The organism is Paenibacillus sp. 10L310 (assembly GCF_056395745.1).
This window is the reverse complement of record NZ_JBFTKC010000001.1, coordinates 1,123,162-1,148,281: the sequence shown is the minus strand read 5'-3', so window position 1 is coordinate 1,148,281 and position 25,120 is coordinate 1,123,162. Positions and strand designations below refer to the sequence as shown.

The window sequence follows — 25,120 nt, the reverse complement described above, 5'->3', positions numbered from 1 at the left end:
TATTCGAATGTTAGCATTATAACAAAAAAAGCCGTTCCAGAGGAACGACTATCGCAGACACACCCTAAGACACGCCTTAGCAAAAATGAAATTTATCCAGGATACTCACTTAGCTGAGCAATGATTCGGCACCATCAATAACGATCTCTGCTCCGGTAATATGTCTGGATTCGGACGATGCGAGGAAACTTACCAGATCGGCAACATGTTCCGGCTGACCCGGCCCGTCCGCCAGCGGCTGCTGTCCTTCCGGGAACTCCATCGGAATGATGATCTGCTGTAGATCATCCGTTTTGACCGTACTTTGATCGATATTTGTTGCAATCGCTCCTGGACAGATCACGTTCACACGTATCTTGAACTTCGCCAGCTCAAGCGCAGCCATCTTGGCAAAAGCAACCTGTCCTGCCTTGGACGTGCTGTATGCCGACATGCCAAAGCTTGAGAAGCGTTGATTGCCATTAATCGAACTCGTGATGATAATACTGCCGCCACCCCGTTTTTTCACGTGAGGCAATGCATATTTAATCGTGAAAAACGTACCATTCAGGTTGGTTGTAATAATCTGTTGCCAATCTTCAACCTGAATTTCCTCAATCGGTGCCGATACACCGTTAATGCCCGCATTGGCAAAAACAATATCCAAACCGCCGAATAACTCAACGGTTTCCAGTACAGCCTTTTCCACACGTGCCGGGTCGGAAATGTCTACATCAAATGCTCTTGCCGCACCGGGGTGCAGCGCATTAATCTCTGCTTCCGTTTCCGAGATCCGATCATTCACCAGATCAAACAATGCAACATGTGCACCCTCTTTAGCCAGCTTGACCGCAGTGGCTTTCCCAATCCCGGATCCTGCTCCGGTAATAATCGCAACCTTGCCTTGGAACCGTGACTTGCCGTTATGTTGTGTCATTATCCATCCCACTCCTTCATTTTAGCAATTATGTAAGAATGTACGTTCATACTCATCGTGAAAGCCAATTCTTCACAAGATTACCCAAAAAGAGTGTCTTTTAAATCAACACCAACAAGTTTTTTCACAGTTGATCTTCGCCGCTGTCACAGCTTCATCAGGATCGATCCACAACTTGATATCCCGCACTCACCATTCCAGCTCAATGAAAGCGGCATCATCTTCAAGACCGCCGGTATGTGTCGCATCCAGCAATACCTGAATGTGTTCATCCGGGACATAGGCTTGAATGGCATCCAGGTCGTTCAGTCCATCCGTATATAACTGAAGACGCAGTGAATCTCCTGCGGACCCTTTCATCTCGCAGATGTGCGGCTTACCACCAACAGGTCCTTCAAGGGTAGACCAACGCTCATTTGTCTTGCAGTGAGTCTGAAATAATTCAGACTGTTCCTGACCATTACGCCACAGGCGAATACGGGAATCTCCTTGCCACGCAAGCCACACCCGACTTTTGCGGCCGCCTCCCGTGAGCTCAATCCGCCCACAGACATACATGGCCTGACTGCCCCGACTTCGCTTTTCCATCAATACTTCACGCAGCAACAAAGGGGAACTTTCCAGTGGCTGTAATTTCTCCAATTGCTCCGATGCGGGAAGGGTAAGATCATGGAGAAGACGCTCAACACCCTCTACCGTTGTGTGTTGCGTCGTTTCCAACCAATCCAGCAAAGCATTCCCTAGAAAACGCGCTGCAAAATCGCCCAGGTAACTCATGCCTACGCCATCACACAAAACAAAATTGCAGATATTCCCTTTCATACGTACCGCAGCAAAGTCCTGTCCGGTATCTCCCTGATGTACCGTCTCAGCCGCTCTGCCATAACCATATCTGCACTTGAATGTGCCTTGATAGCGAGTTAGCGGCTGTTCCCCGGTCTGTACACTCACATAACGAAAGTTGCCATGCCGTTGCTCGGCATGGCCCCCCTTATCTCCAGCAGACAATGTTGCCAAACGCATCGCTCTCATGATTCCCCTCCTATCTCACAGGCGTAGCAGCGGACATCTGGAACCCGATTGATACCAATTCTGCACATGTACCTGGCAGCATCATGAGTGCACCGGGTGCAAGCAAATAATCAGCTTCAACAAGCATTTCCCGATAACTTTCGGGCAGGATGGATGACATATTCCGCAGCTTCTCTCCATGCTCATCCTGTAGATTCGTTTCCGAAGAGATTCCCTTCCATCTTCTAGGTTCAGCAATTGGTCCTTCAAGCAAATGATCCGATATAAAAATATTCTCCACCAGCACATTGCCGTCAGGTACACTCATACCCATGATTCTTTTCGCGATAGGCTCGGGATCTTCACCTGTGGCTACCCCATCGGTCATGTGGCATACAAGTGGCGCAGGACAGTCCTGCATATTCGGAATTTCGGCCTGTAGAATCTTTTCCGCCTGCAGGAAAGCCTTCGCAGAATCTGAAAACCGTCTCGGAGTCAGGTCAGGCAAAGAACCAACGGCAGCGATCTCATCAATTCCTTTGATTCCGTTCAACAAGTCATATACATCATCGCTGTAAGCCAATATGGCTATACGATAGCGAGGTGTCAGACGATTTMCCTTGGTAGACCGAAACACCATTTGGCGAATCGCGAGAGATAAGGCATCATAGACGACGTCAATCCGTCGACGATTTTCCAGAACCATGTTCATGGAGGCGCTAATATCAATTAAATATATAATAAGTGCAGGTGTACGCTGTGATGCTTGAATCGTGTAGTTCATCTAGGGTGAGTCACCTCCATCATTCACATTAATTTATAAGTTGGGCAACTTGTAACTGTTGTTGCTCAGAAATTTGTTAATGGCACTCATTCGAGCGGCTACTTTGCCAACACCTTTGAAATAGGAAGCATCGGTATTGTAAAGATTTTTGAAATCACGGGCATACGATTCCGCATTTTCAATTTTTCTGCCTTTTTGCGCGTTATACGTTTTATTGTAATGAGCAATCAGCGTGACCACATTCTGGGCACGTTTTTTCTTCAGAGCTGCTTTCTGAGCAATCTCCTGTTGACGTTTAACTTCAGCTGCCGCTTTACGCTCCGCTTCCTGTTTTGCAAGCTTGGCATCATTCTCTTTTTTCCAGACCAGATAAGCTTCATATTTCGCCTGTTTATCGTATTTTTCCTGCTCCGCTCTCTTAGCCGCTTCTTTCTTCTGCTGTTCCTGCTTCACCAGAAAGGCCTCATATTTCGCCTGTTTGTCGTACTTGGCCTGTAACGCCTTACGTTCTTCTTCTTTTTTCTTTGCTTCAGCTGCCTTCTGCTTGGCTTCAGCAAGTTTTTTCTTTTCCTCCGCGTCCAGTTTTGCAGCATCTGCGGCCTTTTGTTTCTCTTGTTCTTCCTGCTGTTTGAGCGCAGCTGCCTTTGCTGCTTCAGCCTCTTCCGTAGCTTTGATATCTGCCAGTCGTGTGGCTTCCTGCTGTTCTTTCTGTTTCACCTCTGCCTGATCGGCGAGTATTTTGACCGTTGGCACGCCACCTGCCAGCAATACAATAAGTACAGCGGAGGAAATCATGAACTTTTTGGATCTGTAGAATGGCACAGGTACAGGTTTGTCTGTGTCTTCTTTTGGATTAAGCTTTGCATCCAGTTCCTTAATTGCAGCCTCGACTTCCATCTGCATCGCGCTGTTATGAGGAATAAAATGATAAAGCGAGCGGTACACTTCCAGTGCTGCAGCCGGTTTATCTTCATCCTCCAGGGCTCTTGCTTGCAGGAACAGACGGTTCACAACCGCTTCCTGATCGGGAGAGTGCGGCGTTTGAGGACGGTTCCCGTCTTGCGTATTCACCGGTTCACTTACTGGTTCTGAGCTCTTTTTCAGATTCACATCAGCTTCGGACGAATTGGCAGCTTCTTCTTCCGCTGTCACAGCAGCCGCTGCATTGGCCTGATCCACGTCTACCGCAGCCAATGCAACATACCACTCACCAAACGTTGGACAACTGCTCAGATCGTGACTTTCCCAAGCTCGAATGAACAGATCGGACAGTTTGGAACCCCAACGCTTCTCAAGGGACTCCCGCATGGCATAATACCGTTCACTCACCGTTTGCATTTCATGCTGATCAAAATAACTTTCGCCCCACGCTTTCTCTACAATCACAGGGTCGGACCAACTTAACATTTCAGCAATGATAACCGCTCCGGCAAATCGGTCAGCATATGAACTCCACAAACCGCTGTGCACTGTTCGATGAGCTGCATAACCGGGTGAACCGGCAAGCAGGGCATCCGGACGATCCATCTTTGAACCGTACATCTGCTCGACATCCACAAGTTCTACCGCAGACATCTTCCCCAGGTTCTCCACTTCGGAAAAAAACGGAATCATTACATTGGGAGCGGACATATCGCAATGAGCCAGTCCACGTTGTTCCATAGCCGAACCTGTTCCAGCAAGCGCTCTAGCCAGCTTCAGGCTCTCCTCAGCCGTCAACTGTCTCTGATCACTGATCACATCGAACCAGGTCTGACCTTGCACCCATGGCATCAACACCGCATATAACAGATCGGGATGTTTTCCAATGAGCGCTCCGTTTCTTTCCGGAGTGAGCACATCACGCTTGCATACCTGCAAACCTGGCAGTTCACTATAAGACTCCATATGCTCAGACTGATATACCATAGCCGGAATACGGAATTTAGGAAAAAATACTTTTAGTGCTTTAGCCCCATGAATGGAACCATTTCGGGGTAACAACTGATAAACAATCCCCTGCCTCCCGGCTTGGGCATAAGCCAGACCCGGCGCAGCCGGATGTTGCCCAATCGTATAGGCAATGTCGTTAATCACCACTTCATCCCCGGGATTTGGTTGAAAAGACATGCTTATCCCTCTCTCTGTCCTAGTGTCATAGTTGCAACAAAAACCGGGTGTTGTGAAAACGCCCGGTTTTTGCTGTAGTTGTACATCTTCAGCTTGCTATCCACCTATAATTCAGGACGAATTCAGACTTCACATCGGCCTGATCTATGTAAAGCAGATTAACGAGCTTGGTCAGCTGTACGGAATTTGTTAGCAATAGCTGTAAGTTCAGCGCTGATACTGTTCAGCGTTTGAACGAATGATTGCATTTGTTTGCTAGCTTCTTGGAACTCTTGGAAGAAGCGTTGCTTTGTCATACCTTCCCATTGTCCTTCCATGCTTGTGATGGATTGAGTCAATGTAGATACGATTTGCTGACTTTGCTCACCGCTTTGTTTAAATTGGTTGGAAACCTGATCAAGCTGCTCTGGGGTAACTAAAATACGTCCTGCCATTTGTAAATTCCTCCTTGGTTTGTGCAATTAAATTTTTACTTGTTCAAATTGTACTATACCAGGATCGATCGGACAAAAGCCGAAGGACCTAATCCTATTTACCCCATTTTCAGCACTTGAAACTTCTCCTAACAGCCTATTTACAAAAAAATATTCACTTTCTGCTGTTACTTTTATTCACCCTGTTCAGGAAACAACAGGCTCGGTCCCTCTTCTTCCCCGAAAGGAAGGATCTGTGAATCTCCATGCTACAGGCTCAGGCTGCATAGCCTGCACCAGTGTAGCCGGGGAGCCATCAGGCGGAGCGGCATCCTGTACACGATATACGGCCGCCATTGCGGAAAGGGGATCGGATACTACAGCTACAGTTGCAGAATGTGCAGGCATGATTTCTCCTGTACGATTGTTCTGAAGAACATTCAGCATATTGACCGCATTACCATAGGCTGTGTTCACATGACTCAGCACGGAACGATACTCCATGTCTGCCTGCTGGAATAACAACGCTTTGCGTCCCAGCTGTACGCTTAAGTCCATTAATCGACGCAGCGCATCCTCGCCCAGTCGTTTACTGTGATTCCATTCATTCATCACCGCTGCGCGGGATTCAACCTCCCACTCCAGCGAATGAATCGCCTGTTCCAACACTGTCATCTTTTGCTGTATTTGCTCCGCTGCATACTGAATCTGCTTGCTCAGTGCCCGAAGCACATCCGGTTCCACACGAATGCGCATTTACCATCACCTTTCCTCTTCCCCTGCAGGCTGTTTAAGCCAGTCCAGCAGCATCTCGTGAAACTGTTCTCTAGTCGTTAGTGCTGCAACAAGCCAATCATCTGAAGCCGCAGTGCTCATCCGGAACAACCAGTTGGATACCGCACTTGCAGCAAATGCTGCCGACTGCGACTTCCACCCGTCTTCATTCCATACAAGCAACCTAAGCTCCCCGTCTGACTCCTTACCCACCAGACAGCGTGCCAGTGCAAGTGAGCCCTCAGGATCACTTGTCTCCTGTTCGAGTTCCGTTGCTACGGTCTGTACTCCGCTGTTTTCGAGCTCATTCATGACATCATAAAATTTTTTCTTGGAGCACATTAGGGCCGGTTTCTCCGCAGGAGAATGGCCGCTCCATTTCATCCGCTCTATCAGAACATCGATGGCTTCACGAACACTTCCCAGATCGCTGAGCCGGAACGAGTCCGGTACGTCGTCAACACGGGAAACTTCAACGACCCGCTCATCCGTGCAATGGATATAACTCTCATACGACTTGCCGTTGATCGTGTAGCGAATCCAACAAGCTCTGTCGGACAATCCGGCAATGGCTACCCTGGAGAAAACGGTCGGTGTCATGATCAGCTCATCGGTATCCTGATCCCGAATCAGATATCCTTTGTCAAGCAGGGAGGTTTTGACACGCTCCCACTCCATCGCGATATCCTCCGCCATATAGCCGCGAAACGGATCTTCCACACCAAGCAGTCGGTCTGAACCGAGAATACCAGCCAGGAAAAAAAGTTCCTTTGTTTGCAACGTGACTACCTTTTGCTTAGAATCATGAACCGTCAACATTATGAGCCACCTCCCCTCAAACTACAACATGCCATCGGTCACGAATTTCAGAAATCCAATCGGTCATTTTCCAGCTGTCATCACATGGAACTGCACCTTTAACCCTGGAATATTTACGTTTTACATAATAACCTTGACCCGGAGGCAGTACCTTCAGCCCACCTGAACTACCTCCAGATTCGGAATAAGGTATACGGAAGAACGAGAGATCGTTAGGGTCTAAAGTCCCGAACAGCATTCCACTCTGGGAAGCCTTCACATCCGTTACCCAGTCAGAACCAAAGGTTGGGAAGTCTGCCGGAACTCCGGATAGAATCACGTGTACACCGCGATCCCTTCCTTGACGAACAATCGCTCCCAATTGATCTTTCACATTAAAATCGTTTAGCTGCTTGGACAAGGTGTCCGCATCGTCGATGACGAGCACAAGTTCCGGTCCACCGGAAATCTCGCCTCTTTTCAGAACTTCATCGTACAACTGTTGAATGACAGGTGCAAGCTGTTCTTCTCGCGATACATGTCCACGGACATGGGGCAAACTGCTGATTTCCCCCAGCCCACCTGAGCCATAACGCATATCTACTGTGTATATTTGCACATCTTCCGGAGAAGCATGATAAGCCAGTGATAACATCCATGTCAATAAAAATGTCGTTTTGCCGCCTTCCATCGGACTCGTTACCATGAAATGCGGACCTTCACGCAGATTAAGCTCGAATGGTTCCAGATCATCCGTAAGCAATCCCACAGGGACAGTTACAGACGATGTATCCCAAGCCTGACCATATGATCCTGTCCGAATGAGCAGATCCTTCAGTTTGATCTCTTCCGGAAGTGGAGCAATCTGCGGCGCTTCTTCCCCTGTCCAGCCTTGGCGAATCTCAGCAATCGTACGGCGCAGTGCCGATGAACGCTTGCCCTCATCTGCCCCTGAAGAAGGTAATGCCGCTTGGAACATTAATGGAGGCACTTGCCCTTTGACCAGGCCTCTTCCTGGCGGAAGTTGGCTTGGTGCCTTGGAAGGTCTCCCCACGGCATAATAATAATCGCTTGGATCGGATAACTCAAATGAAACCGCATTGGGAATATTGCTTCTGAATTTTTCAAATACATCTGTTACCCGATTCGCAGTAAGCACAAAGGTGATACCCAAACTTCCGCCTTCACGCAGGATCGTCTCCAGAAGTTCATTTTCTTCCGGATAGGCATTGCGGAATGAAAGATAGCCATCAATAACGACCAGAACCTGCGGGACTGCCGCGTGAGCTGAACGGCGGTACGCCGAAATCGTTTTAACACCCGCCTCCGAGATGATATCTTTGCGTTGTGCTGACAGCTTGAGAATATAGCGGAATAACCGCTTGATCCGGTCTTCCTCTTCAGCCATCATCACGCCACCGATCTGAGGTAGTGCTGCAAAGTCTTTCATCATACGGCCCATATCGATAATGTAACCATGCCAAGGTTCAGTTCTATGGGAACGGGCCAAAGACATAAGCAAGGTCTGAACAAATGTTGTTTTGCCCAGTCCTGGCATGCCGTACACGACCAGATGTCCTTGATCCACAGGCAATGCGAGCGGTTGTTGGCGCTGATTAGGGAGATCATCCAGCAAACCAACCAGTGGTTTCAGACCATTCGCCCCGCCATCAAGCAGCAGATCCCGATTCTCTTCTTCCTGCCAGTCCTGAAGACCTTCCCATTCCAGTGTCTCTGGTAAAGGTGGCAACCATGGTCCTGGCAAACGACGGATACCCGCATCCGCTGCAGACTGCGCAACATAATCAATAAATACCTGAAGCTGTTTCGGAACATCTTCACCTTTGAGAACGGCTCTGCGCTCTCCAGTTAACAGAGGCTCCCGCTTACCGTTCAGGCGCACTTCCATAACAGGTAATACCGTTGTTGAATCCTCCTGCTGGTTATAAGGTGCACCACTCCAAGCGAATTGCATTTCTTCAAACACTTCATCACTACCAACCTGAAAATATCCGCGACCAGGCTTTGTAATCCAGGCAGCATTTGGAATCTTGATCATATCCCTGCTATCTCCCTCACTCTGTACGCGAAGGCAGATCCGGAAGCGCGAATTACTCCATATTTTATCGTCTACAACACCAGCTGGCTTTTGGGTTGCCAGAATTAGATGAACCCCAAGTGTCCGGCCAATCGCCGCTATACTGATCAATTCATCCATGAACTCCGGCTGGTCCCGCTTCAATTGAGCAAACTCGTCAATGATAATAACCAGATGTGGAAGTGGCTGTTCATGTCTGGAACGCAGAATCTTGTAATATTCATCAATATGCTGGAGGTTTCCCGCATCATTTAATATTTTTTGCCTTCTGACCAGTTCGGCACGAAGTGAAATATTCGCCCGCTCGATCAGATTCCCATCCAGATTGGTGATTGTCCCTACCACATGTGGCAGATCAACAAATGTATTGGACATACCGCCACCTTTATAGTCAATCAGCATGAAGGCCAGATCATGTGGATGGAACTCAGCAGCGAGTGAAGCTACGATGGACTGGATGACTTCACTTTTACCTGAACCGGTTGTACCTGCAATCAGACCATGGGGACCATGACCCTGACGTTCAATTTTGTCATGCAGGTTTATCGCAATTTTTTTGCCGCCAGCGCGCACACCCATTGGTACAGGCAGCGTATCAGGATATCTCGTCTGTCCCCACCTGGACACCACATCGAGATCTTCCACGCGTGATGTGCTCAGCATATCAAATAACGGGAGCACTTGCGGGATATCCGAAGCAGATGAACGTTTCAACCGGATCGGTGACATATAACGGGAAAGCGCCTCTGCCATCTCTTTAGAGATCACATCAGGCTTGTACGTTTGTTGAATAACATCTGCATCTTCCGTTTTTTTGATATACACCCCTTTGCCTTTGGAGGCATCCATAATCAACTGGCAATGCATCGGTAGAGACTCCTTGCGATTAGCCAGTATGATGGTGCATACATCAATGTCATGAGCCGACTCCAGCAACAGCGGAAGCAACGGTTCTTCTTCAATTAATTGCGTATCGGAGAGAATTACAACGTAACATGGTGTTTGTACGCTTTTCTTGTAGCGGTCTTCCTTATTGTTACGACGCCGGTTCAACACGGAAAACAAGCTGTCCGCCAATTGATGCGCACCGCTGTGCCTGTCGGCCATATAGCGTTGTCCTTGGTCTTCATCCCAGATATGTGGCATCCAGCGAAGCCAGTCCCATTCCTTGCTGTCCTTTTCTTCATAGAAAGCAGCAAGCTTCAGTTCATCCGGGGAATGGCGTACCGTCAGTTGTGAGATGATGACTCGCAGGGAAGCAAGCACTTCCTCCCGATCACCGACAAGTCCCATAACCTTCGATTGGAACAAAGGCAATGTAATGGAAGCATCCGGTACCGTCTGGAATTCAGCCGCAAGTTCATGGGCCGCTTCAATCAGCTCATCCTTCTCGTAACCATCAATCCGCGGAACCTGAAGTTTGATGCGGAATGGAATCTCTCCCGTACCAATGCGTACCTGAAGGAAATCATCATCCTCTGGTGAACGCTCCCACAAGGAACTGTTCCGGTTCTTCACCACTTGAAGACACACACCCGGATCACCATGAATTTCGTATAGGCTCTTCACTTGCTCCGCCTGAGCTTCTTTCAGTTCTTCCCGGTGTTTGTCCAGTTGGGCAAGATACATTATTTTTCGTTCTTCCAATTTTTTGCGATATGATTTCTTGTTGCTCAGATACACGAAGAATGGAATGGTGTAAGAAGTAAGCATCATCATGACCGTCATCATCTGAAACATCATATAACTGCTGTTATTCATTTTGCCGGTCATATTGATATATACGTAGAAACCAATGCTGACCATAGTCATCATGATCGGCACAATAATGGATATCATGGAAAACGTGGGTTTGCTCGGTTCTGTTGGAGGCCTGAGTATTTCGAGTCTCTCTTCCTTGAGAACCGGTGTCATTCTTGGAGAACGCTGATATAACACATTCACGAAGAGAAGACCTCCTTTAGTTCGTTCAATAATGAATGTATACGTTCAAAAGCCCTATTCGTTGCTGTCCTGTTGAAACAATGAACGTCTTCCATATACAGGCGCTTCTTCCGAAGTTGTTGAAAAAGCCCGCTGGACACGTACGCAACTGCCTTGTCGTAGCCCCGTTTCCATTAACTGCTGTGCGTTCTGCGGAGAGAACCACAGACCTTCCGGAAACTTGGCTTCAAGGATGTACTGAATGCCGTCTCCCGGTGCCTGTCCAAAAATGCGAACGCCGAGTAATGTCTTCAAATGTTCAATGGTACATTCGTCCGGAACATCGATGTCGAACCATTCTCCTTCCTCGCGGCCGGAATACACGGTTAGAATCATCCGAATCCCTCCCATGGTCTCATATGTAAATTGTCCTAATGTCAGATTAAATCAAAAAAAAGAGAATGAATCGTTATATCAACCCTATTTTCTTACATAAACACCCTGTTTGCAATGTACCACCTGTAATTTTGTTACATATGACCCACGTATATATTAAAATATCGTACATTCGACTCAGAACTTTTGTGGCAGTTATGCAATTTAATATTGCGAGGATACGAAAATTATCGTTTTTTGTTCCATTTAAATGGTAATTAAGTTACGTTTTTCAGGACTTTTATTCCTTCGCTCACAATTGAATTGTGAACACTTTTCAAACATTACCCACCTTTATGTTTTCATAAGCTGATTTTAAGGTAATTTTAAGCATTGGAATTTAATATTAGCTGTATGAAATAACAACCGTGAGGTGATTTCAAGTGAGAACCCTAATAACCTTTCAAAACAAATCAATCCCTGTATATTTTAATCAAGAAAACAAACAACCTATGCAGAAGACATTAAGATTGCTTAGCAGTGCTCTTGAGCATAAAATTAGCAACGGTAAACGCGCCATTCAAAAATGTCTGCATTCTTTAATTAGTATTGAGATTGTTAATGGAGAAGCCATTCTCCACAGTCGAAGTGAAAACGACTCCCTTGCTTTATCGTTATATTAAAAGGAGTCAACCAAGACACATTCATTACAAGACATGAAAAAGGAAGCTGTCGTTATAGACAAGCTTCCTTTTTTGAGTTGTATACACGTTAACAGCGGATCGCAATTATTATCAGCCATCGCTCAGTGCAGTTTGCTCAGGACATAGGCGGCATCATGTTCTTCCGCAATCTCGGCTTTACGAATACGAATGACAAACAGCCGAACCAAATTGGCACGTGTATGTTCTTCCTGACAGGTATTCAGTTTCCTCAGAATAAAGCGGTCAATGGACATGAATTTAAAGCCCCTTTGCCATTGGATTTACGGATCGATTCTTCCGTGTATCCATAAATAACCAGATAGCGTCAGCCCCAAACAGCTTTTCCACTCTTATATTAAGCCGTATTTTGCCAAGGTGTAATATTGTGCAAAAAGCCCGTCCCACCAAGCTGGAGACGGACTTTCGCATGATTTGTCGATCTTTTTGTAACCCACTCTAATCATTCATAAATGCCGCTGCTAATTTACTCTTTTTCGACTTATTTCACTCCCGGATATTCCCGATATTGGTGCTGAATGCTGATCCAACGAGTACGTGTAAACTTCTCAATCGCCCAATCCCCACCGAAACGTCCAATCCCTGAAGCTTTTTCACCGCCAAACATCACATGCGCTTCATCGTTCACAGACTGATCATTTACATGCACCATACCCGATTCAATGCGCTGGGCAACCTGATATCCTCGATTCAGATCTTGGGTGAATACGGAACCACTAAGTCCATAAGGAGTATCATTCGCCAAACGTAAAGCTTCCTGCTCATCATGAGCTTTCATGATTACTGCTACTGGGCCAAACAATTCCTGTTGCACGATATCTTGTTCAGGTTTAACATCGGCAAGTACAGTAGGAGACAGCACACTGCCTTTACTGGTCCCTCCGAGCAATAACCGTGCACCTTCGGCCTTGGTTTTGTCCACAAGCTCCAGCAATCGTTCTACCTCTTTTTCCCGAATGAGAGGACCCACGAGTGTTTTGGCATCCGCCGGATCACCTGCCTGGACATTCTTCGTTTTGGCAACAAATGATTCGACGAATTGTTCGTAAATATCGGCATGCACAATGATACGATTCAGCGCCATGCAGATCTGTCCCTGATGCAGAAACTTGCCAAAGACCGCCGCTTCGCTAGCACGTTCAATGTCCGCATCTTCCAGCACAACCATCGCGTTGTTGCCACCTAGTTCCAGTGCCGTTTCTTTTAAATGTTCCCCCGCCAGTTTACCGATCCCTTGTCCAACTTCTGTGGAACCCGTGAATGAAATTACTTTGGGAACCGGATGAGCGACAAAGTAATCCCCGATTTCACTGCCACTTCCCGCAACGACATTCAGCACGCCCTCAGGCAGACCGGCTTGTTCAAACAAATCGGCAATGAGCCAACCTGCCGTAATCGGAGTGTCTGATGCTGGTTTAATCACCACACCATTACCAAGGGCAATCGCTGGAGCTACAGATCGCAGGCATAGATGCAAAGGGAAGTTCCATGGCCCGATAACACCAATCACTCCCTTAGGCTCACGAACCACACGGTTCTCTTTGCCAGGGGTATTGGACGGGATGATCTCACCCTTCATGCGATAAGGAAAAGATGCTGCTTCATCCACAATGCGTTTAGCCGCTGCAAACTCCGCCTCCGATTTGATCCGGGTACTCCCGGATTCCGTGATCAACAGTTGAATGATCTCCTCTTTGCGCTCCGCCATCAGGGATGAAACTTTACGCAACACCTCTTCTTTCGCAGCGGGCAAAGACTTCGCCCATTCAATCGAATTTTTCTGAGCTGACTCATAAGCCTTATCTATGTCTTTCTTATTGGAAGAGCGCCATGTGGCAATAACTTCTTCCGTATAAGGATTGATATTCTCCATTGTTTTCTCACCGGAGCCATCTACCCAGCTGCCATTAATATATTGTTTCGTCCATGTTGTATGTTCAGTGTCCATTAAAGTCATGTGAATACGCCTCCTGATCAAGATTAAATGTCACACCTGCACAACGGTGTAATACATCATTAACCTTGTTCAGAATTACGCAAACGTGAAGACCTGAATTAGCTCTTCCATTCTTTAAGCTTAAGGGAAACAATACAACCCCCACTATTCTCTCAGCATCTGGACGTCTTTCAACAGTCGGGCAGGCTCTTCTCTCCAAAGAGGCTCAAGTCCTCCCATCCGTAGCCAACTTCGATCAGATCTTGACCACCAATGCGGAGGGACTGTGTCTGGACTGGAGTGCCTCCCATCTTTTCATAGAAGCGACAAGCTGAATTACGCTCCAAAGCCCATATGATCAAACGTTTCATATTGTGGGTCTGCAGATGATGAACGACATGTGTCGCGAGTTGCTGACCTATCCCCGTTTGTTGCACTTCCTTCAGCAAATATATAGCATACAACTCTCCATCATAAGGTAATTTGCCTTCACGCTCCTTACCCCCACAAGCAAATCCGACAATGTTCCCATCATCCTGTTCAGCTACCACCAGGATCTGATCCTTTTCGCCAGAACGAATAGTCTTCTCCCACTGAGACAATCTTGATTCTATAGTCAAATGATCCAAAAAATCGTCAGGCACAATTCCCCGATACGTAGTTTTCCAACTCTCAGTATGTACATAAGCTATCCCCTGCGCATCCCCTTCACGCGCTGGCCTGATCAGCATAGCTATCCCTCACTTTCTCTCGTAACTGCCGTAGCTTTACCATATTATATGTTCTTCTTTCTATAATTCCAAATTCATCCACTTCAGTCCTGATGCCGCTAGGCAGGATTCGTAATCAAAAGTGGACTTTTTGAACTGCCTCTTATAAAAGTAAAATCCGGCCCTACGGCCGGATCGTTACCCTAGTGCCTACAGATACCTTGGAAGACAGATCCAGTACATCCGAGTTGTACATGCGTATACAACCATGGGAGACGGATTTGCCAATAGACCAGGGCTCATTGGTTCCGTGTATGCCATAATGGGGAGCAGACAGCCCCATCCAGAACACGCCAAATGGCCCACCTGGATTCGATTGTTTGTTAACAATAGTGAACTCCCCGTTTGGAGTCTGCGTGAGCATCTTGCCGGTGGCCACAGGATAGCCCTTAATCACCTGATTGCCGTCCAGAAGATATAACATGTGGTCAGACAGATCTACAATAATCCTGTAATCTGGCATAATGACATCCCTCCTGACCTATCTTATGCAAGATACCGGATGATGCCCGCCTGATTTCAGGCTTCTTCCCACTCTTTCACACTACGGGAGTGCTTGGGTTTGCGACTATTGGCCGGTTTGCTGGAAGCGGTACGCCTTCTGGATGCCACTTCTTCCTTGCGCTGCTGATATTGCAATTCCTTCTGCATTTTCAGATAATTATTCAATCTTTTTTCATCCAATGAACCATCCTGTATGGCTTCTTTCACTGCACATCCAGCTTCCCGTGTATGACTGCAATCCAGAAATCGGCACGTGGCGGCAAGTTCTTCAATTTCTCCAAACGCATGCGACAGCCCATCATTGCCCTCATCCCAGAGATTAAGCTCGCGCATTCCTGGAGTATCGATCAATACGGCTCCCTGTGGAAGTACAAACATCTCCCGGTGTGTTGTCGTATGTCTCCCCCGACTGTCTCCCTCGCGAACGGATTGCGTAAGCTGCACATCCTCACCCATCATCCAGTTCACCAGCGTAGACTTGCCACTGCCAGAAGATCCTGTGAGCGCAACAGTCTGCCCTGGCTGCAAATATCGTTCCAGAAAGGATTTACCTTGACCCTCCACTGCAGATATCGCAAGCACTTCAACGCCTGGAGCAATCCCTTCTACACTTCGGATCTGTTCTTCCACATTGTTGCACAGATCACTTTTGCTCAGAACAATGACTGGCCTTACGCCACCATTCCAAGCCATCAGCACGTATCTTTCGAGCCTTCTAAGGTTGAAATCATGATTAAGTGCTGCCACGATTAACAGTGTATCTACGTTTGCGGCGATTAATTGTTCCTTGGTCACCGGACCTGCCGCCTGCCTTGATACCCTGCTCCGACGTGGCACCAGATTGTGAATAATTGCTTCTTCACCCGACTGACCTGTAATGGCCACCCAATCTCCAACCGCCGGTGCCAAGCTGGTCTCCAGACTATCATGACGCATTCGGCCCGAAATCCTTCCCCAGCATTCGCCCTCTTCTGTAATCAAACGTAGCAGATGTCCATGGTCTGCGATAATTCTGGCTGGCTTTTTCTCCTGCTCTTCCATCCCTGTCTCTTGCCACAGTTCCTGCCACTTTGCTGACCAGCCGTACTTCTCAATATGGTTATCTAAAATAAAAATCCCTCCCAAAATAAGTTGTTTACTTCGTTCAAGCCGAGTGAACAATCATCTCCGGTTCAGATCAAAACAAAAAACCACGAGTAGAAATACACCCGTGGCAATAGGTAGTTAGCCGAATCAAAGATCATCCCTTCTTGTAGATCTACCGGATAGAATACTTAACCCTCCGATATAAACCATTCAGGAACACCCTTTTATCGGCAAACAAAAAAGCCACGGGTGCGTCACCCGTGGCTTCATCTGAGCATGCGATACTTCACGTTACAATGGATACTGCTATCCATCTAACGCAAAATTACATGCTTTGATCCGTTCCGGAGACGCTGTTCATATTCAAATTAACGTATACTGCATTTAAATTTGTCATAAACAATCGCCTCCCTTGTAGAATTATCCATTATGTTACACACTGAGCTTAACAGTTGTCAAGCCCAAACTTTTTTTTACCACTAGCTACTCTATTTGACCTGATCCCAGCGTGTCCACATTTCCTTCGGATTCAATTCATAGATATCCTCTTCCCGATACATGAACTGATGCATGATAAATTCCCGACGAATCGTGGCAAAGTCTTCATGGTATTGCTTTATAAATGTATTGATTTCTTTTTCCGTATACTTCCGACCAAATTCAAGCTGCTCGACCAGATGACCAAGTACAATCAGTTTTTTCTTGTATTGAGCCGGAATCTGACGCAGTCGTCCATCTTTGGAGAAAAAATTCCTCATGACCGACGCTTTCAATGTTTCGTTCACATCACTCATATCCTCAACCTCCTCTCGATTAAAGATAAAATCAACCGAAGCCTGTGCATTCTCGCGGATAAACGAAGGATTGAGTGTGAAATACACTGTATTTTTCTCCCGTCGTTCCTTAATCAGCGCCGCCTCTCTCAGCTTGGATGCATGATGTGTCACGGTTGGCTGTGACAGATTCAGCCGCTCGGCAAGTGCCTGTCCGTGCAGTTCACCCTGTGCCAACAACAGCAGCATGCGAAGCCGGGTCGGGTCAGCCAACGCTTTATGATAAGCCACAATTTTCTCCAGCTGCATCATCGTTCATCTCGCTTTCAATTAGATATATATCTAATTCGATATTAGTCTTTTCTTCTCTACACGTCAACTCCTTTGGTTTCAAGTAAGCTTGTCTAATTAAACTCCACGCTTGAACTGGCATTGGCTCGTTATTTACGGTAGGATTATATTGCTTGAAATAAGGAGGATTAAGAACATGGAAGATGTCATTATTATCGGCGGAGGCCCATGCGGTCTGTCTGCTGCCATTGAATGTGAGCGGCTGGGACTGTCCGCTGTGATCGTTGAGAAATACAATATCGTTCAATCTATTTATCTGTATCCAACCCATATGCAGTTTTTCAGCACAGCCCCGCTGCTTGAGATCGGAAACGTTCCGTTCAGCACACCTAATGATAAACCGTTTCGTTATGAAGCACTTGCCTATTATCGCAGGGTAGCCGAACATTTTGGTCTGCGTGTTCATAACTATGAGGAAGCCCGTGAAATTAAACGCAAGGATGATGGTACGTTTGAGGTACATACGCTCAATCGCCGCGGGGAAGCCATCGTACATGTTGGACGCAATGTAGTTGTAGCTACCGGTTATTTTGACCATCCTAACTATCTGGGCATCCCTGGAGAAGATAAAGATAAAGTAACCCACTACTTCCGGGAAGCCCACCCTTATACCCGTACACGTGTCGCCATTATTGGCGGAAGCAACTCAGCCGTGGATGCGGCCATGGAACTGGTTCGGGTCGGAGCACACATTGATATGGTTTATCGCGGCAGTGGTCTGTCCCAGCATATTAAACCATGGGTACGCCCGCTATTCGAGAGCATGGTGACAAAAGGTCATATCACACTCCACCTGGAATCACGCGTGAATGAAATACTCGATGATTCGATTCGTCTGATACACACGGATGGTTCCACTCGGGAACTGGATAATGACTTCGTACTGGCAATGACCGGTTTCCGTCCAGATCGTCAACTACTCACGTCGGTAGGTGTGGAGATGTCTGATGATATGGATAAACCTCTATATGATGCACAAACGATGGAAAGCAGCGTACCTGGTGTATATGTGGGCGGAGTCATCGCTTCGGGGCGTAATGCCAATGAAGTCTTTATTGAATCCGGGCGCTGGCATGGACGTTACATTGCGGAACATATCGTTAGCAAACAACGTGGACAGACTGAAGGGAAATGAAAACAATGGATATGACTTCCCTGCTGTTGCTCGTATTTGCGGCTCTTGGGATTATCAGCAGCAACACACCTGTGACCGTAGCGATGGTATTTCTGTTGTTGCTACGAGTCCTGAACCTGAATCAGGCATTTCCATGGCTTGAAAAATACGGACTTACACTGGGCATTATTATTCTGACCATTGGCGTGATGGCACCTCTTGCCAGTGGCAAGATGAGTCTGCAGACGATCGGTGAGTCTTTCCTGCACTGGAAGTCACTGCTCGCCATTGGCGTAGGATTACTGGTGGCATATCTCGGAGGACGTGGCGCTACGTTGATGGGTACACAGCCAACTGTCGTTGCCGGGCTGTTAATCGGAACGGTACTTGGGGTTGCCCTGTTCAAGGGTGTACCTGTGGGTCCATTGATTGCGGCGGGAATTTTATCATTGCTGCTGGGCAAATCCTGATTGAAGTTGTGAAGCTTGTGACCTGACATGCTATGCAGATTGGCTGTATTTCCCACCGTTGTGTGATATACTTCTATTCATGCAAATTATGTACACGAGTCTACAGCAGAATAATGCATATTAGAGGTTGTTCAAAAAGTCCGCTTTTGATTACGAAGGATGCCTATCGGCATCATCAGCATCGAATATGGAATTCAGCCGAAATAAGCGGGAGGCTTACGAAGTATGTTTCCTTTGGAAACATTGCGGTTGCTCACGTAGTTTTCCCTACGCTCCGCTACTCCATTTCTAGCTTCATCCCATCTTCTCGGTACTGAAAACCGTCCTATTTGAACACGTACTATTATGGTTATGCTGTTGCATAAACGTATAGATTCACTTTGCAACTATTAATGGCGCAGGAGGATTAAGGAACCATGTCACGTCAGTTTATTACAGAAGCCGTGATGGTGGCCATTTACGGTCAATTGTTAGCGCCGCCCGCGCCTGTTGAATATATTGTTCCTTATACCACCATCCTTGAGCTATATGAATTCCAGACCAGTCCTGATCCCATGATGGATAACCCGGCAGATGATCAGCATGTGAAATCCAAAATCAATGAAATGATTTCTTATTTCGAGGAACCGCTGAATAAGAAAAAAATAGAGCGTGCGTTACTTGTTCCATGGGCCAAAAGCCCCTCCATTTTATTTGGTGACCAAGTATCCATTGCCATTATCAATGCAATAGATACGGCACAGTACGGGGAGTATTTCGATCCCATTGAGACCGAACTGCTACTGACATCTCAGCGCCTGAGTATCCCGATTCTTACCGATCAGGTTGAACTGATTGCACGCATAATTGAGTCTGAATCACCTGTACAGGTATTCGATATTGATGATTTTGATTTTGCGATGGATGATGAACCACTGGATCAGGTGTAATTCATGCTCTGAGCACCAGAATCGGATTTTAAAAAAAATGACCTTGGCATCCACTTTATCGTGCATGCCAAGGTCATTTTTTTGAGGTCAACACTTATTTTATTCTGCAATATCCCGCGCTAACAGGATTCGGCTAATCTGATTCAGAGGTGGTAACGACTCCAGCGCAAAAAACTTCAGACCTGCATCACTATTTACACGCGACTCCACAAGGTCATCCTGAATGATCACTGTCCGAAACAGGGCAATGACATAATACTCTTCATCTCCGCTTGAATGCAGATACCGAAGGTCAGGCCCCGAATAGAGACCTTCCAGTGTCATGGTATCAGCAGTCCAACCTGTCTCTTCCCATAACTCCCGATGGGCAGCATCTTCAATAGCCTCACCCGGACGCATCTCACCTGCTGGCAACCGCCAGTGACCATGTTCAGCATGTTGAATCAGCAGTAATTCACCTTGTTCGTTCTCAGCCCGCACCGCCGCTTTTACAACAATATGAGAGCGTTTTGCGATATACTGGGCCAAATCTCGTGGTGGCAGATTCACTGCTTATCCCCTCCCCCCTACTCCGAAGCCGGTGGCGACCTGTAATCCATCTATTGCTTAGACTTCCGTGTAACGATATTCGATATCCTGACCTTCATCAACGATGTCCACATGCAGTTGGTGCCCTTTCAGATACCAATAATCGTGATCTTCCATGAAGAATTGAATCCCCGACACTTCGGTTTGATCCGCAGGATGTCTTGGTTTCTCTACAGCAATACCTAGCGAAAATCCAGGGTGAAGACCTCCGCCAGAGCTATAACGTGCAAAAAATCGAATGCTGTCTCCCTCGTTCAAATTCAGCTCTTCCTTGTACCAGCGAGCAGCTTGATCGGATACATGTATGGTACTCATTTGGTGTCAGCTCCTTCTGTATATATATGTTCCATCATATCTCGACAGGGACTTGAATACAAACCCGAGTGACCACATAAAGACAAAATAAGTTGTGAAAAATGTTTGACAGATTGTAAAAGCCGGTGTTAAGATGCAAACATACGAGGTCTACATTGTATTTATTTCCAAAAAAAGAAAGGGTGATTACGGTGTTTAACAAACATATGATAGGTCAATTCAGCACACAACTAAATACCGGAGCACACCCGAAATCATTATTCCGTTCATAAGTCGGCATGACAGGCGATCTTTCATTAGAACCTCTGTGATGTATACTCACAATCGAACTTATATATGGTGACGGCTCTGTTCTCTGAGCCATGCTGCCGTATGATTATATGAAGACATACCGCCTGCGTGCGGTATGTCTTTTTTTGTGGGTACATTTCGGCATTCATGAACGGAATTTGCATTTCTCGGACATCGAAAGGAAGGGATAACACTTGTTCTCTGTACTTAAAAACCTGGCCTGGTTCTTCCGGCTGGAACGCAAACGATACCTAACCGGTGTCATTTTGCTTATTCTGGTGGGCATTGCCGAACTGCTGCCTCCTCGTCTTCTTGGTAATGCCATCGACGAGATTGTGCGCGGTTCCATTACCGGCACCTCACTTACGCGTTATATTTTGCTTATTCTAGGAACGGTCATCATTATCTATCTGGTTACATACGTTTGGATGCACAAACTGTTTGGTGGTGCCAACCTAGTGGAGCGGCTACTTCGTTCACGCTTTATGGACCACTTGTTACGAATGACTCCTCCCTTTTTTGAGAAAAACAGAACAGGAGATCTGATGGCTCGGGCCACCAATGATCTTCGTTCCATTGCCACTACAGCAGGCTTCGGCATGCTGACCTTAACAGACTCTACAGCCTTTCTGGCCACCGTATTGTTCGCCATGGGTTTCCTGGTTAGTTGGAAACTGACCTTGGCGGCAATCCTGCCATTACCTTTTATCGCCATTGCCATGATGATCTATGGTAAAGCTGTACATCAACGTTACACCCTGGCACAGGATGCATTCGGAGATATGAACGACCAGGTGCTGGAATCCATCGCCGGGATTCGTGTCGTGCGTGCTTATGTGCAGGAACGTCTGGACGAGAAACGGTTCGCCGACGTGACCGAAGATGTGTATCGCAAAAACCTGGCTGTTGCCAGAATGGATGCCCTATTTGAACCCACCATCCGCCTCTTCGTTGGACTCAGTTATGTGATTGCACTTGCCTACGGCATTTATCTTGTATTTCATAATGAAATTACCCTGGGGGATCTCGTATCGTTTAACATGTACCTGGGGATGATGATCTGGCCCATGTTTGCCATCGGCGAATTAATTAACCTGATGCAACGTGGTAGCGCTTCGCTTGATCGGGTCAACGAGACTTTATCGGTAGAACCTGCCGTACAAGATGTGGAGCAACCTGCTCACGTTACGAATCCGGAAGAAATTGCGATGCAGGATGTTACATTCCGTTACCCAAGTTCCACTGTCGACAATCTCAGTCATATCAGCTTTTCGCTACGACGGGGTCAAACATTGGGTGTTGTGGGTCGTACGGGGAGCGGTAAGTCTACTTTGCTCAAACAACTGCTTCATGAATACCCTGCCGGTTCGGGCACATTAAGCATCTCGGGTCATCCGATTCAGGATATCGCCAAAGATGACTTGCACAGCTGGATTGGGTACGTACCACAGGAACAAGTTCTGTTCTCCAAATCAGTTCGTCAAAACATTCAATTTGGTCAACCTGGGGCCAGTGATGAAGTCATCATGGAAGCCATTCGTACCGCCGCTTTTGACGGGGATCTGGGAACCTTATCCGATGGACTGGATACACTCGTTGGTGAAAAAGGAATCTCTCTGTCCGGTGGACAGAAACAGCGGGTATCGCTGGCGCGTGCCTTTATTGCTAATCCTGATATTCTGATCCTCGATGATGCCTTATCTGCTGTCGATGCACGTACTGAAGCCAAAATCATTGAAAATATACGCAACAAACGCTCGGGCAAAACCACGCTGATCTCGACTCATCGCCTGTCTGCTATTGAACATGCTGACCGAATCATCGTACTGGAGCACGGGAAAATTACGGAAGAAGGCACTCACCAGGAATTGTTAGCCATGAACGGCTGGTACCGTGAACAGTATGAACGGCAACAGGTCGAGTCCAATCTGTCCACGTAGGAGGTCAATTCATTGAAGTCTAATACAGGCAAAAGGCTGCTTGATTACGCCTTGAAAGCCAAAGGAACATTTATCGCTGCATTAATTATGCTTACCATTGGTGTTGCGGCCGAGCTTGCCGGGCCGTTCATCGCCAAATCCATGATCGATAATCACTTGCTCGCGATTGAGCAACCTTTCTATGAGACAACAGCTTCTGATGAAGCCGCAGTCTACAACGGTAAGAATTACAAACGCGAAGGCTTGTTCGAACCGGATGAAAACAAAGGTTCCGAAGTGCGGGTATTACAAGCCGGCAGAAGTTTTTATTTTGTAAACGAACCGGTAAGCGCACCTGACGGGGACCGCACATATACGGATGGAACCCTCACGGTTACACGCGCAGGTGAGGTAACAGGCCAATATGCGGCAACACCCCTGTCCGCTGGTGAACTGTTTGCTTTTTACAAACCGGAGATGCCCAGCATCTATCAATTAATTGTGTATTACATGATCTTCCTCGTGATCTCGGTCATTATGGAGTTTGGTAAAACTTTCTGGCTGCAATCCTCGGCCAACAAGGTCATTCAAAGACTGCGTAACGATGTGTATGCCCATATTCAGCGACTGCCGGTGCACTTTTTTGATAACCTGCCCGCAGGTAAAGTTGTATCTCGGGTCACAAACGATACAGAAGCCGTAAAAGATCTGTTCGTTGCTGTTCTTTCGAACTTTTTCTCAGGAATCATCACGATTACAGGTGTGTATGTTGCACTCTTCCTGCTTGATGTTCGCCTGGGTCTAATCTCATTATTCGTTGTGCCAATGCTCATTACATGGATTGTGCTCTATCGCAAATTCGCTACTCGCTACAACACAATCATTCGATCCCGACTGAGTGAGATCAATGCAATCATTAACGAGTCCATTCAGGGGATGTCCATTATCCGCGTATTCCGCCATCAGAAACAAACCAAACAGGAATTCGAAGATCTGAATGATGACTATATGAAACACCAGAACAAAATGCTGAACCTGAATGCCTTCACCTCACACAACCTGGTTAACGTATTACGGAATATCGCATTTGCGGTGGTCCTGTGGTACTTTGGTTCCAGTGTGCTGGATGGCACAAGTATTATCTCATTAGGTGTTCTGTATGCCTTCGTTGATGTTCTGGGTCGCTTGTTCCAGCCAATCACCGGTATGGTGAATCAACTCGCCAACCTGGACTCCTCCCTCGTATCTGCTGGTCGCGTCTTTGAGCTGATGGATGAAAAGGGAGAAGCTGTAATCGATGGCTCTATGCCAAGATACAAAGGGAATGTTGTCTTCGACGATGTATCCTTTGCCTATAAAAAAGATTACGTGCTTCACAATATCTCGTTTAAAGCATCCCAAGGTCAGACGGTCGCTCTGGTCGGTCATACCGGTTCGGGTAAAAGCTCAATTATCAACCTGCTATTCCGGTTCTATGACCCGCAAAAAGGCAAGATCACGATTGACGGTCAGAACGTCAAAGATCTGCCTAAACAGTGGATTCGCGAACATATGGGGATTGTATTGCAGGACCCGTATCTGTTCACAGGCACCATTGCTTCCAACGTCAGTCTCGGCGATGAGAAGATCTCCCGTGAACGAATTGAACAGGCGCTGCGTGATGTAGGTGCTGAACGCATACTGGCTCATTTGCCTCAAGGCTTTGACGAACCTGTCATCGAAAAAGGAAGCACATTGTCTGCTGGACAGCGTCAGTTGATCTCCTTTGCTCGTGCACTGGCGTTTGATCCGGCCATCCTCATTTTGGATGAAGCGACAGCCAATATTGATACGGAAACGGAAGCATTGATTCAGAACGCACTCGAAGTCCTCAAAAAAGGACGTACCACCTTCATCATTGCTCACCGTCTCTCCACCATTCGTTCGGCGGATCAAATTCTGGTTCTGCATCGCGGGCGTATCGTTGAGCAAGGTGCACATGATGAACTGATGGAGCTTAAAGGCCGCTATTATAAAATGTATCAGCTCCAGCAAGGTGCGCAAGCAGCAGCGAGTGCAACCAGCGGGAATCCGTCGGGTGAGATCATTCCAACCTCAACCTCCTTTGCCGGAGGCAATGCATAACAGAGTAAAACAGAACGCTCTTTAAGT

The 25,120-nt window shown here is 47.0% G+C and carries 23 protein-coding genes; 6 read left to right on the top strand and 17 right to left on the bottom strand.

Annotated features, from left to right (window positions below; genetic code table 11):
• Window positions 1-109: 109 nt before the first annotated feature.
• The 9 genes from AC1DE7_RS05480 to AC1DE7_RS05440 all read right to left on the bottom strand — a co-directional run bounded on the left by AC1DE7_RS05480 (window position 110) and on the right by AC1DE7_RS05440 (window position 11,222).
• A complete protein-coding gene (locus AC1DE7_RS05480; protein WP_017689067.1) occupies window positions 110-916 on the bottom strand; it encodes an SDR family oxidoreductase in 807 nt (268 codons plus the stop codon).
• Window positions 917-1,105: 189 nt separating this feature from the next.
• A complete protein-coding gene (locus tag AC1DE7_RS05475; RefSeq protein ID WP_036609194.1) occupies window positions 1,106-1,948 on the bottom strand; it encodes a protein phosphatase 2C domain-containing protein in 843 nt (280 codons plus the stop codon).
• 10 nt (window positions 1,949-1,958) lie between these two features.
• On the bottom strand, window positions 1,959-2,711 hold the full coding sequence (locus tag AC1DE7_RS05470) for a vWA domain-containing protein (protein ID WP_477533862.1): 753 nt from the start codon (window positions 2,709-2,711) through the stop codon (window positions 1,959-1,961).
• A gap of 33 nt (window positions 2,712-2,744) precedes the next feature.
• Window positions 2,745-4,820 carry a protein kinase family protein gene (locus tag AC1DE7_RS05465; protein WP_477533861.1) on the bottom strand — a complete coding sequence of 692 codons (2,076 nt, stop codon included), beginning with the start codon at window positions 4,818-4,820 and terminating at the stop codon, window positions 2,745-2,747.
• A gap of 158 nt (window positions 4,821-4,978) precedes the next feature.
• Window positions 4,979-5,254 carry a WXG100 family type VII secretion target gene (locus AC1DE7_RS05460; RefSeq protein WP_017689071.1) on the bottom strand — a complete coding sequence of 92 codons (276 nt, stop codon included), beginning with the start codon at window positions 5,252-5,254 and terminating at the stop codon, window positions 4,979-4,981.
• 186 nt (window positions 5,255-5,440) lie between these two features.
• Window positions 5,441-5,989, bottom strand: coding sequence for a WXG100 family type VII secretion target (locus AC1DE7_RS05455; protein WP_477533860.1), 549 nt, complete (start codon window positions 5,987-5,989; stop codon window positions 5,441-5,443).
• A gap of 6 nt (window positions 5,990-5,995) precedes the next feature.
• A complete protein-coding gene (locus tag AC1DE7_RS05450; protein ID WP_036670435.1) occupies window positions 5,996-6,826 on the bottom strand; it encodes a hypothetical protein in 831 nt (276 codons plus the stop codon).
• A 16-nt stretch (window positions 6,827-6,842) separates the two neighbouring features.
• Window positions 6,843-10,847, bottom strand: a complete 4,005-nt coding sequence (gene essC, locus AC1DE7_RS05445) for a type VII secretion protein EssC (protein ID WP_477533859.1) — start codon at window positions 10,845-10,847, stop codon at window positions 6,843-6,845.
• A gap of 54 nt (window positions 10,848-10,901) precedes the next feature.
• Entirely contained in the window at window positions 10,902-11,222 is a 321-nt protein-coding gene (locus AC1DE7_RS05440; protein WP_074094613.1) for a hypothetical protein, read from the bottom strand.
• 422 nt (window positions 11,223-11,644) lie between these two features.
• On the opposite strand from AC1DE7_RS05440, the gene AC1DE7_RS05435 reads away from it, so the two are divergent.
• Complete coding sequence (locus AC1DE7_RS05435; protein ID WP_074094612.1) at window positions 11,645-11,884, top strand: hypothetical protein; 240 nt, start codon at window positions 11,645-11,647, stop codon at window positions 11,882-11,884.
• Window positions 11,885-12,006: 122 nt separating this feature from the next.
• Here the strand turns inward: AC1DE7_RS05435 and AC1DE7_RS05430 are convergent, their stop codons facing one another.
• From AC1DE7_RS05430 to AC1DE7_RS05405, 6 genes are all read right to left on the bottom strand, one after another.
• Window positions 12,007-12,159, bottom strand: a complete 153-nt coding sequence (locus tag AC1DE7_RS05430; RefSeq protein WP_164783094.1) for a hypothetical protein — start codon at window positions 12,157-12,159, stop codon at window positions 12,007-12,009.
• 245 nt (window positions 12,160-12,404) lie between these two features.
• A complete protein-coding gene (locus AC1DE7_RS05425) occupies window positions 12,405-13,880 on the bottom strand; it encodes an aldehyde dehydrogenase family protein (RefSeq protein ID WP_477533858.1) in 1,476 nt (491 codons plus the stop codon).
• A 170-nt stretch (window positions 13,881-14,050) separates the two neighbouring features.
• Window positions 14,051-14,590 carry a GNAT family N-acetyltransferase gene (locus tag AC1DE7_RS05420; RefSeq protein ID WP_253507582.1) on the bottom strand — a complete coding sequence of 180 codons (540 nt, stop codon included), beginning with the start codon at window positions 14,588-14,590 and terminating at the stop codon, window positions 14,051-14,053.
• A gap of 163 nt (window positions 14,591-14,753) precedes the next feature.
• On the bottom strand, window positions 14,754-15,092 hold the full coding sequence (locus AC1DE7_RS05415; RefSeq protein WP_339286456.1) for a L,D-transpeptidase: 339 nt from the start codon (window positions 15,090-15,092) through the stop codon (window positions 14,754-14,756).
• Between the two features lie 56 nt (window positions 15,093-15,148).
• Window positions 15,149-16,258, bottom strand: a complete 1,110-nt coding sequence (gene rsgA / locus AC1DE7_RS05410; RefSeq protein ID WP_477533857.1) for a ribosome small subunit-dependent GTPase A — start codon at window positions 16,256-16,258, stop codon at window positions 15,149-15,151.
• 449 nt (window positions 16,259-16,707) lie between these two features.
• Window positions 16,708-17,301, bottom strand: coding sequence for a DUF2087 domain-containing protein (locus AC1DE7_RS05405; protein ID WP_036671025.1), 594 nt, complete (start codon window positions 17,299-17,301; stop codon window positions 16,708-16,710).
• A gap of 178 nt (window positions 17,302-17,479) precedes the next feature.
• Between AC1DE7_RS05405 and AC1DE7_RS05400 the strand changes: the two genes are divergently transcribed.
• From AC1DE7_RS05400 to AC1DE7_RS05390, 3 genes are all read left to right on the top strand, one after another.
• Entirely contained in the window at window positions 17,480-18,478 is a 999-nt protein-coding gene (locus AC1DE7_RS05400) for a YpdA family putative bacillithiol disulfide reductase (RefSeq protein WP_076249782.1), read from the top strand.
• Window positions 18,479-18,483: 5 nt separating this feature from the next.
• Complete coding sequence (locus AC1DE7_RS05395; RefSeq protein WP_036609212.1) at window positions 18,484-18,927, top strand: DUF441 domain-containing protein; 444 nt, start codon at window positions 18,484-18,486, stop codon at window positions 18,925-18,927.
• A gap of 416 nt (window positions 18,928-19,343) precedes the next feature.
• A complete protein-coding gene (locus AC1DE7_RS05390) occupies window positions 19,344-19,856 on the top strand; it encodes a hypothetical protein (RefSeq protein ID WP_036609214.1) in 513 nt (170 codons plus the stop codon).
• 99 nt (window positions 19,857-19,955) lie between these two features.
• On the opposite strand, the gene AC1DE7_RS05385 is transcribed toward AC1DE7_RS05390, so the two are convergent.
• Together AC1DE7_RS05385 and AC1DE7_RS05380 are read right to left on the bottom strand one after the other, a co-directional pair.
• Window positions 19,956-20,405 (bottom strand): NUDIX domain-containing protein, encoded by a 450-nt coding sequence (locus AC1DE7_RS05385; protein WP_036609216.1) that lies wholly within the window; start codon window positions 20,403-20,405, stop codon window positions 19,956-19,958.
• A 57-nt stretch (window positions 20,406-20,462) separates the two neighbouring features.
• A complete protein-coding gene (locus AC1DE7_RS05380) occupies window positions 20,463-20,759 on the bottom strand; it encodes a HesB/YadR/YfhF family protein (protein ID WP_036609218.1) in 297 nt (98 codons plus the stop codon).
• 485 nt (window positions 20,760-21,244) lie between these two features.
• Between AC1DE7_RS05380 and AC1DE7_RS05375 the strand changes: the two genes are divergently transcribed.
• Both AC1DE7_RS05375 and AC1DE7_RS05370 read left to right on the top strand, forming a co-directional pair.
• Window positions 21,245-22,990: an ABC transporter ATP-binding protein gene (locus AC1DE7_RS05375; RefSeq protein WP_036609220.1), complete on the top strand. Its 1,746-nt coding sequence runs from the start codon at window positions 21,245-21,247 to the stop codon at window positions 22,988-22,990.
• A gap of 12 nt (window positions 22,991-23,002) precedes the next feature.
• Complete coding sequence (locus AC1DE7_RS05370) at window positions 23,003-25,093, top strand: ABC transporter ATP-binding protein (protein WP_477533856.1); 2,091 nt, start codon at window positions 23,003-23,005, stop codon at window positions 25,091-25,093.
• Window positions 25,094-25,120: the final 27 nt, after the last annotated feature.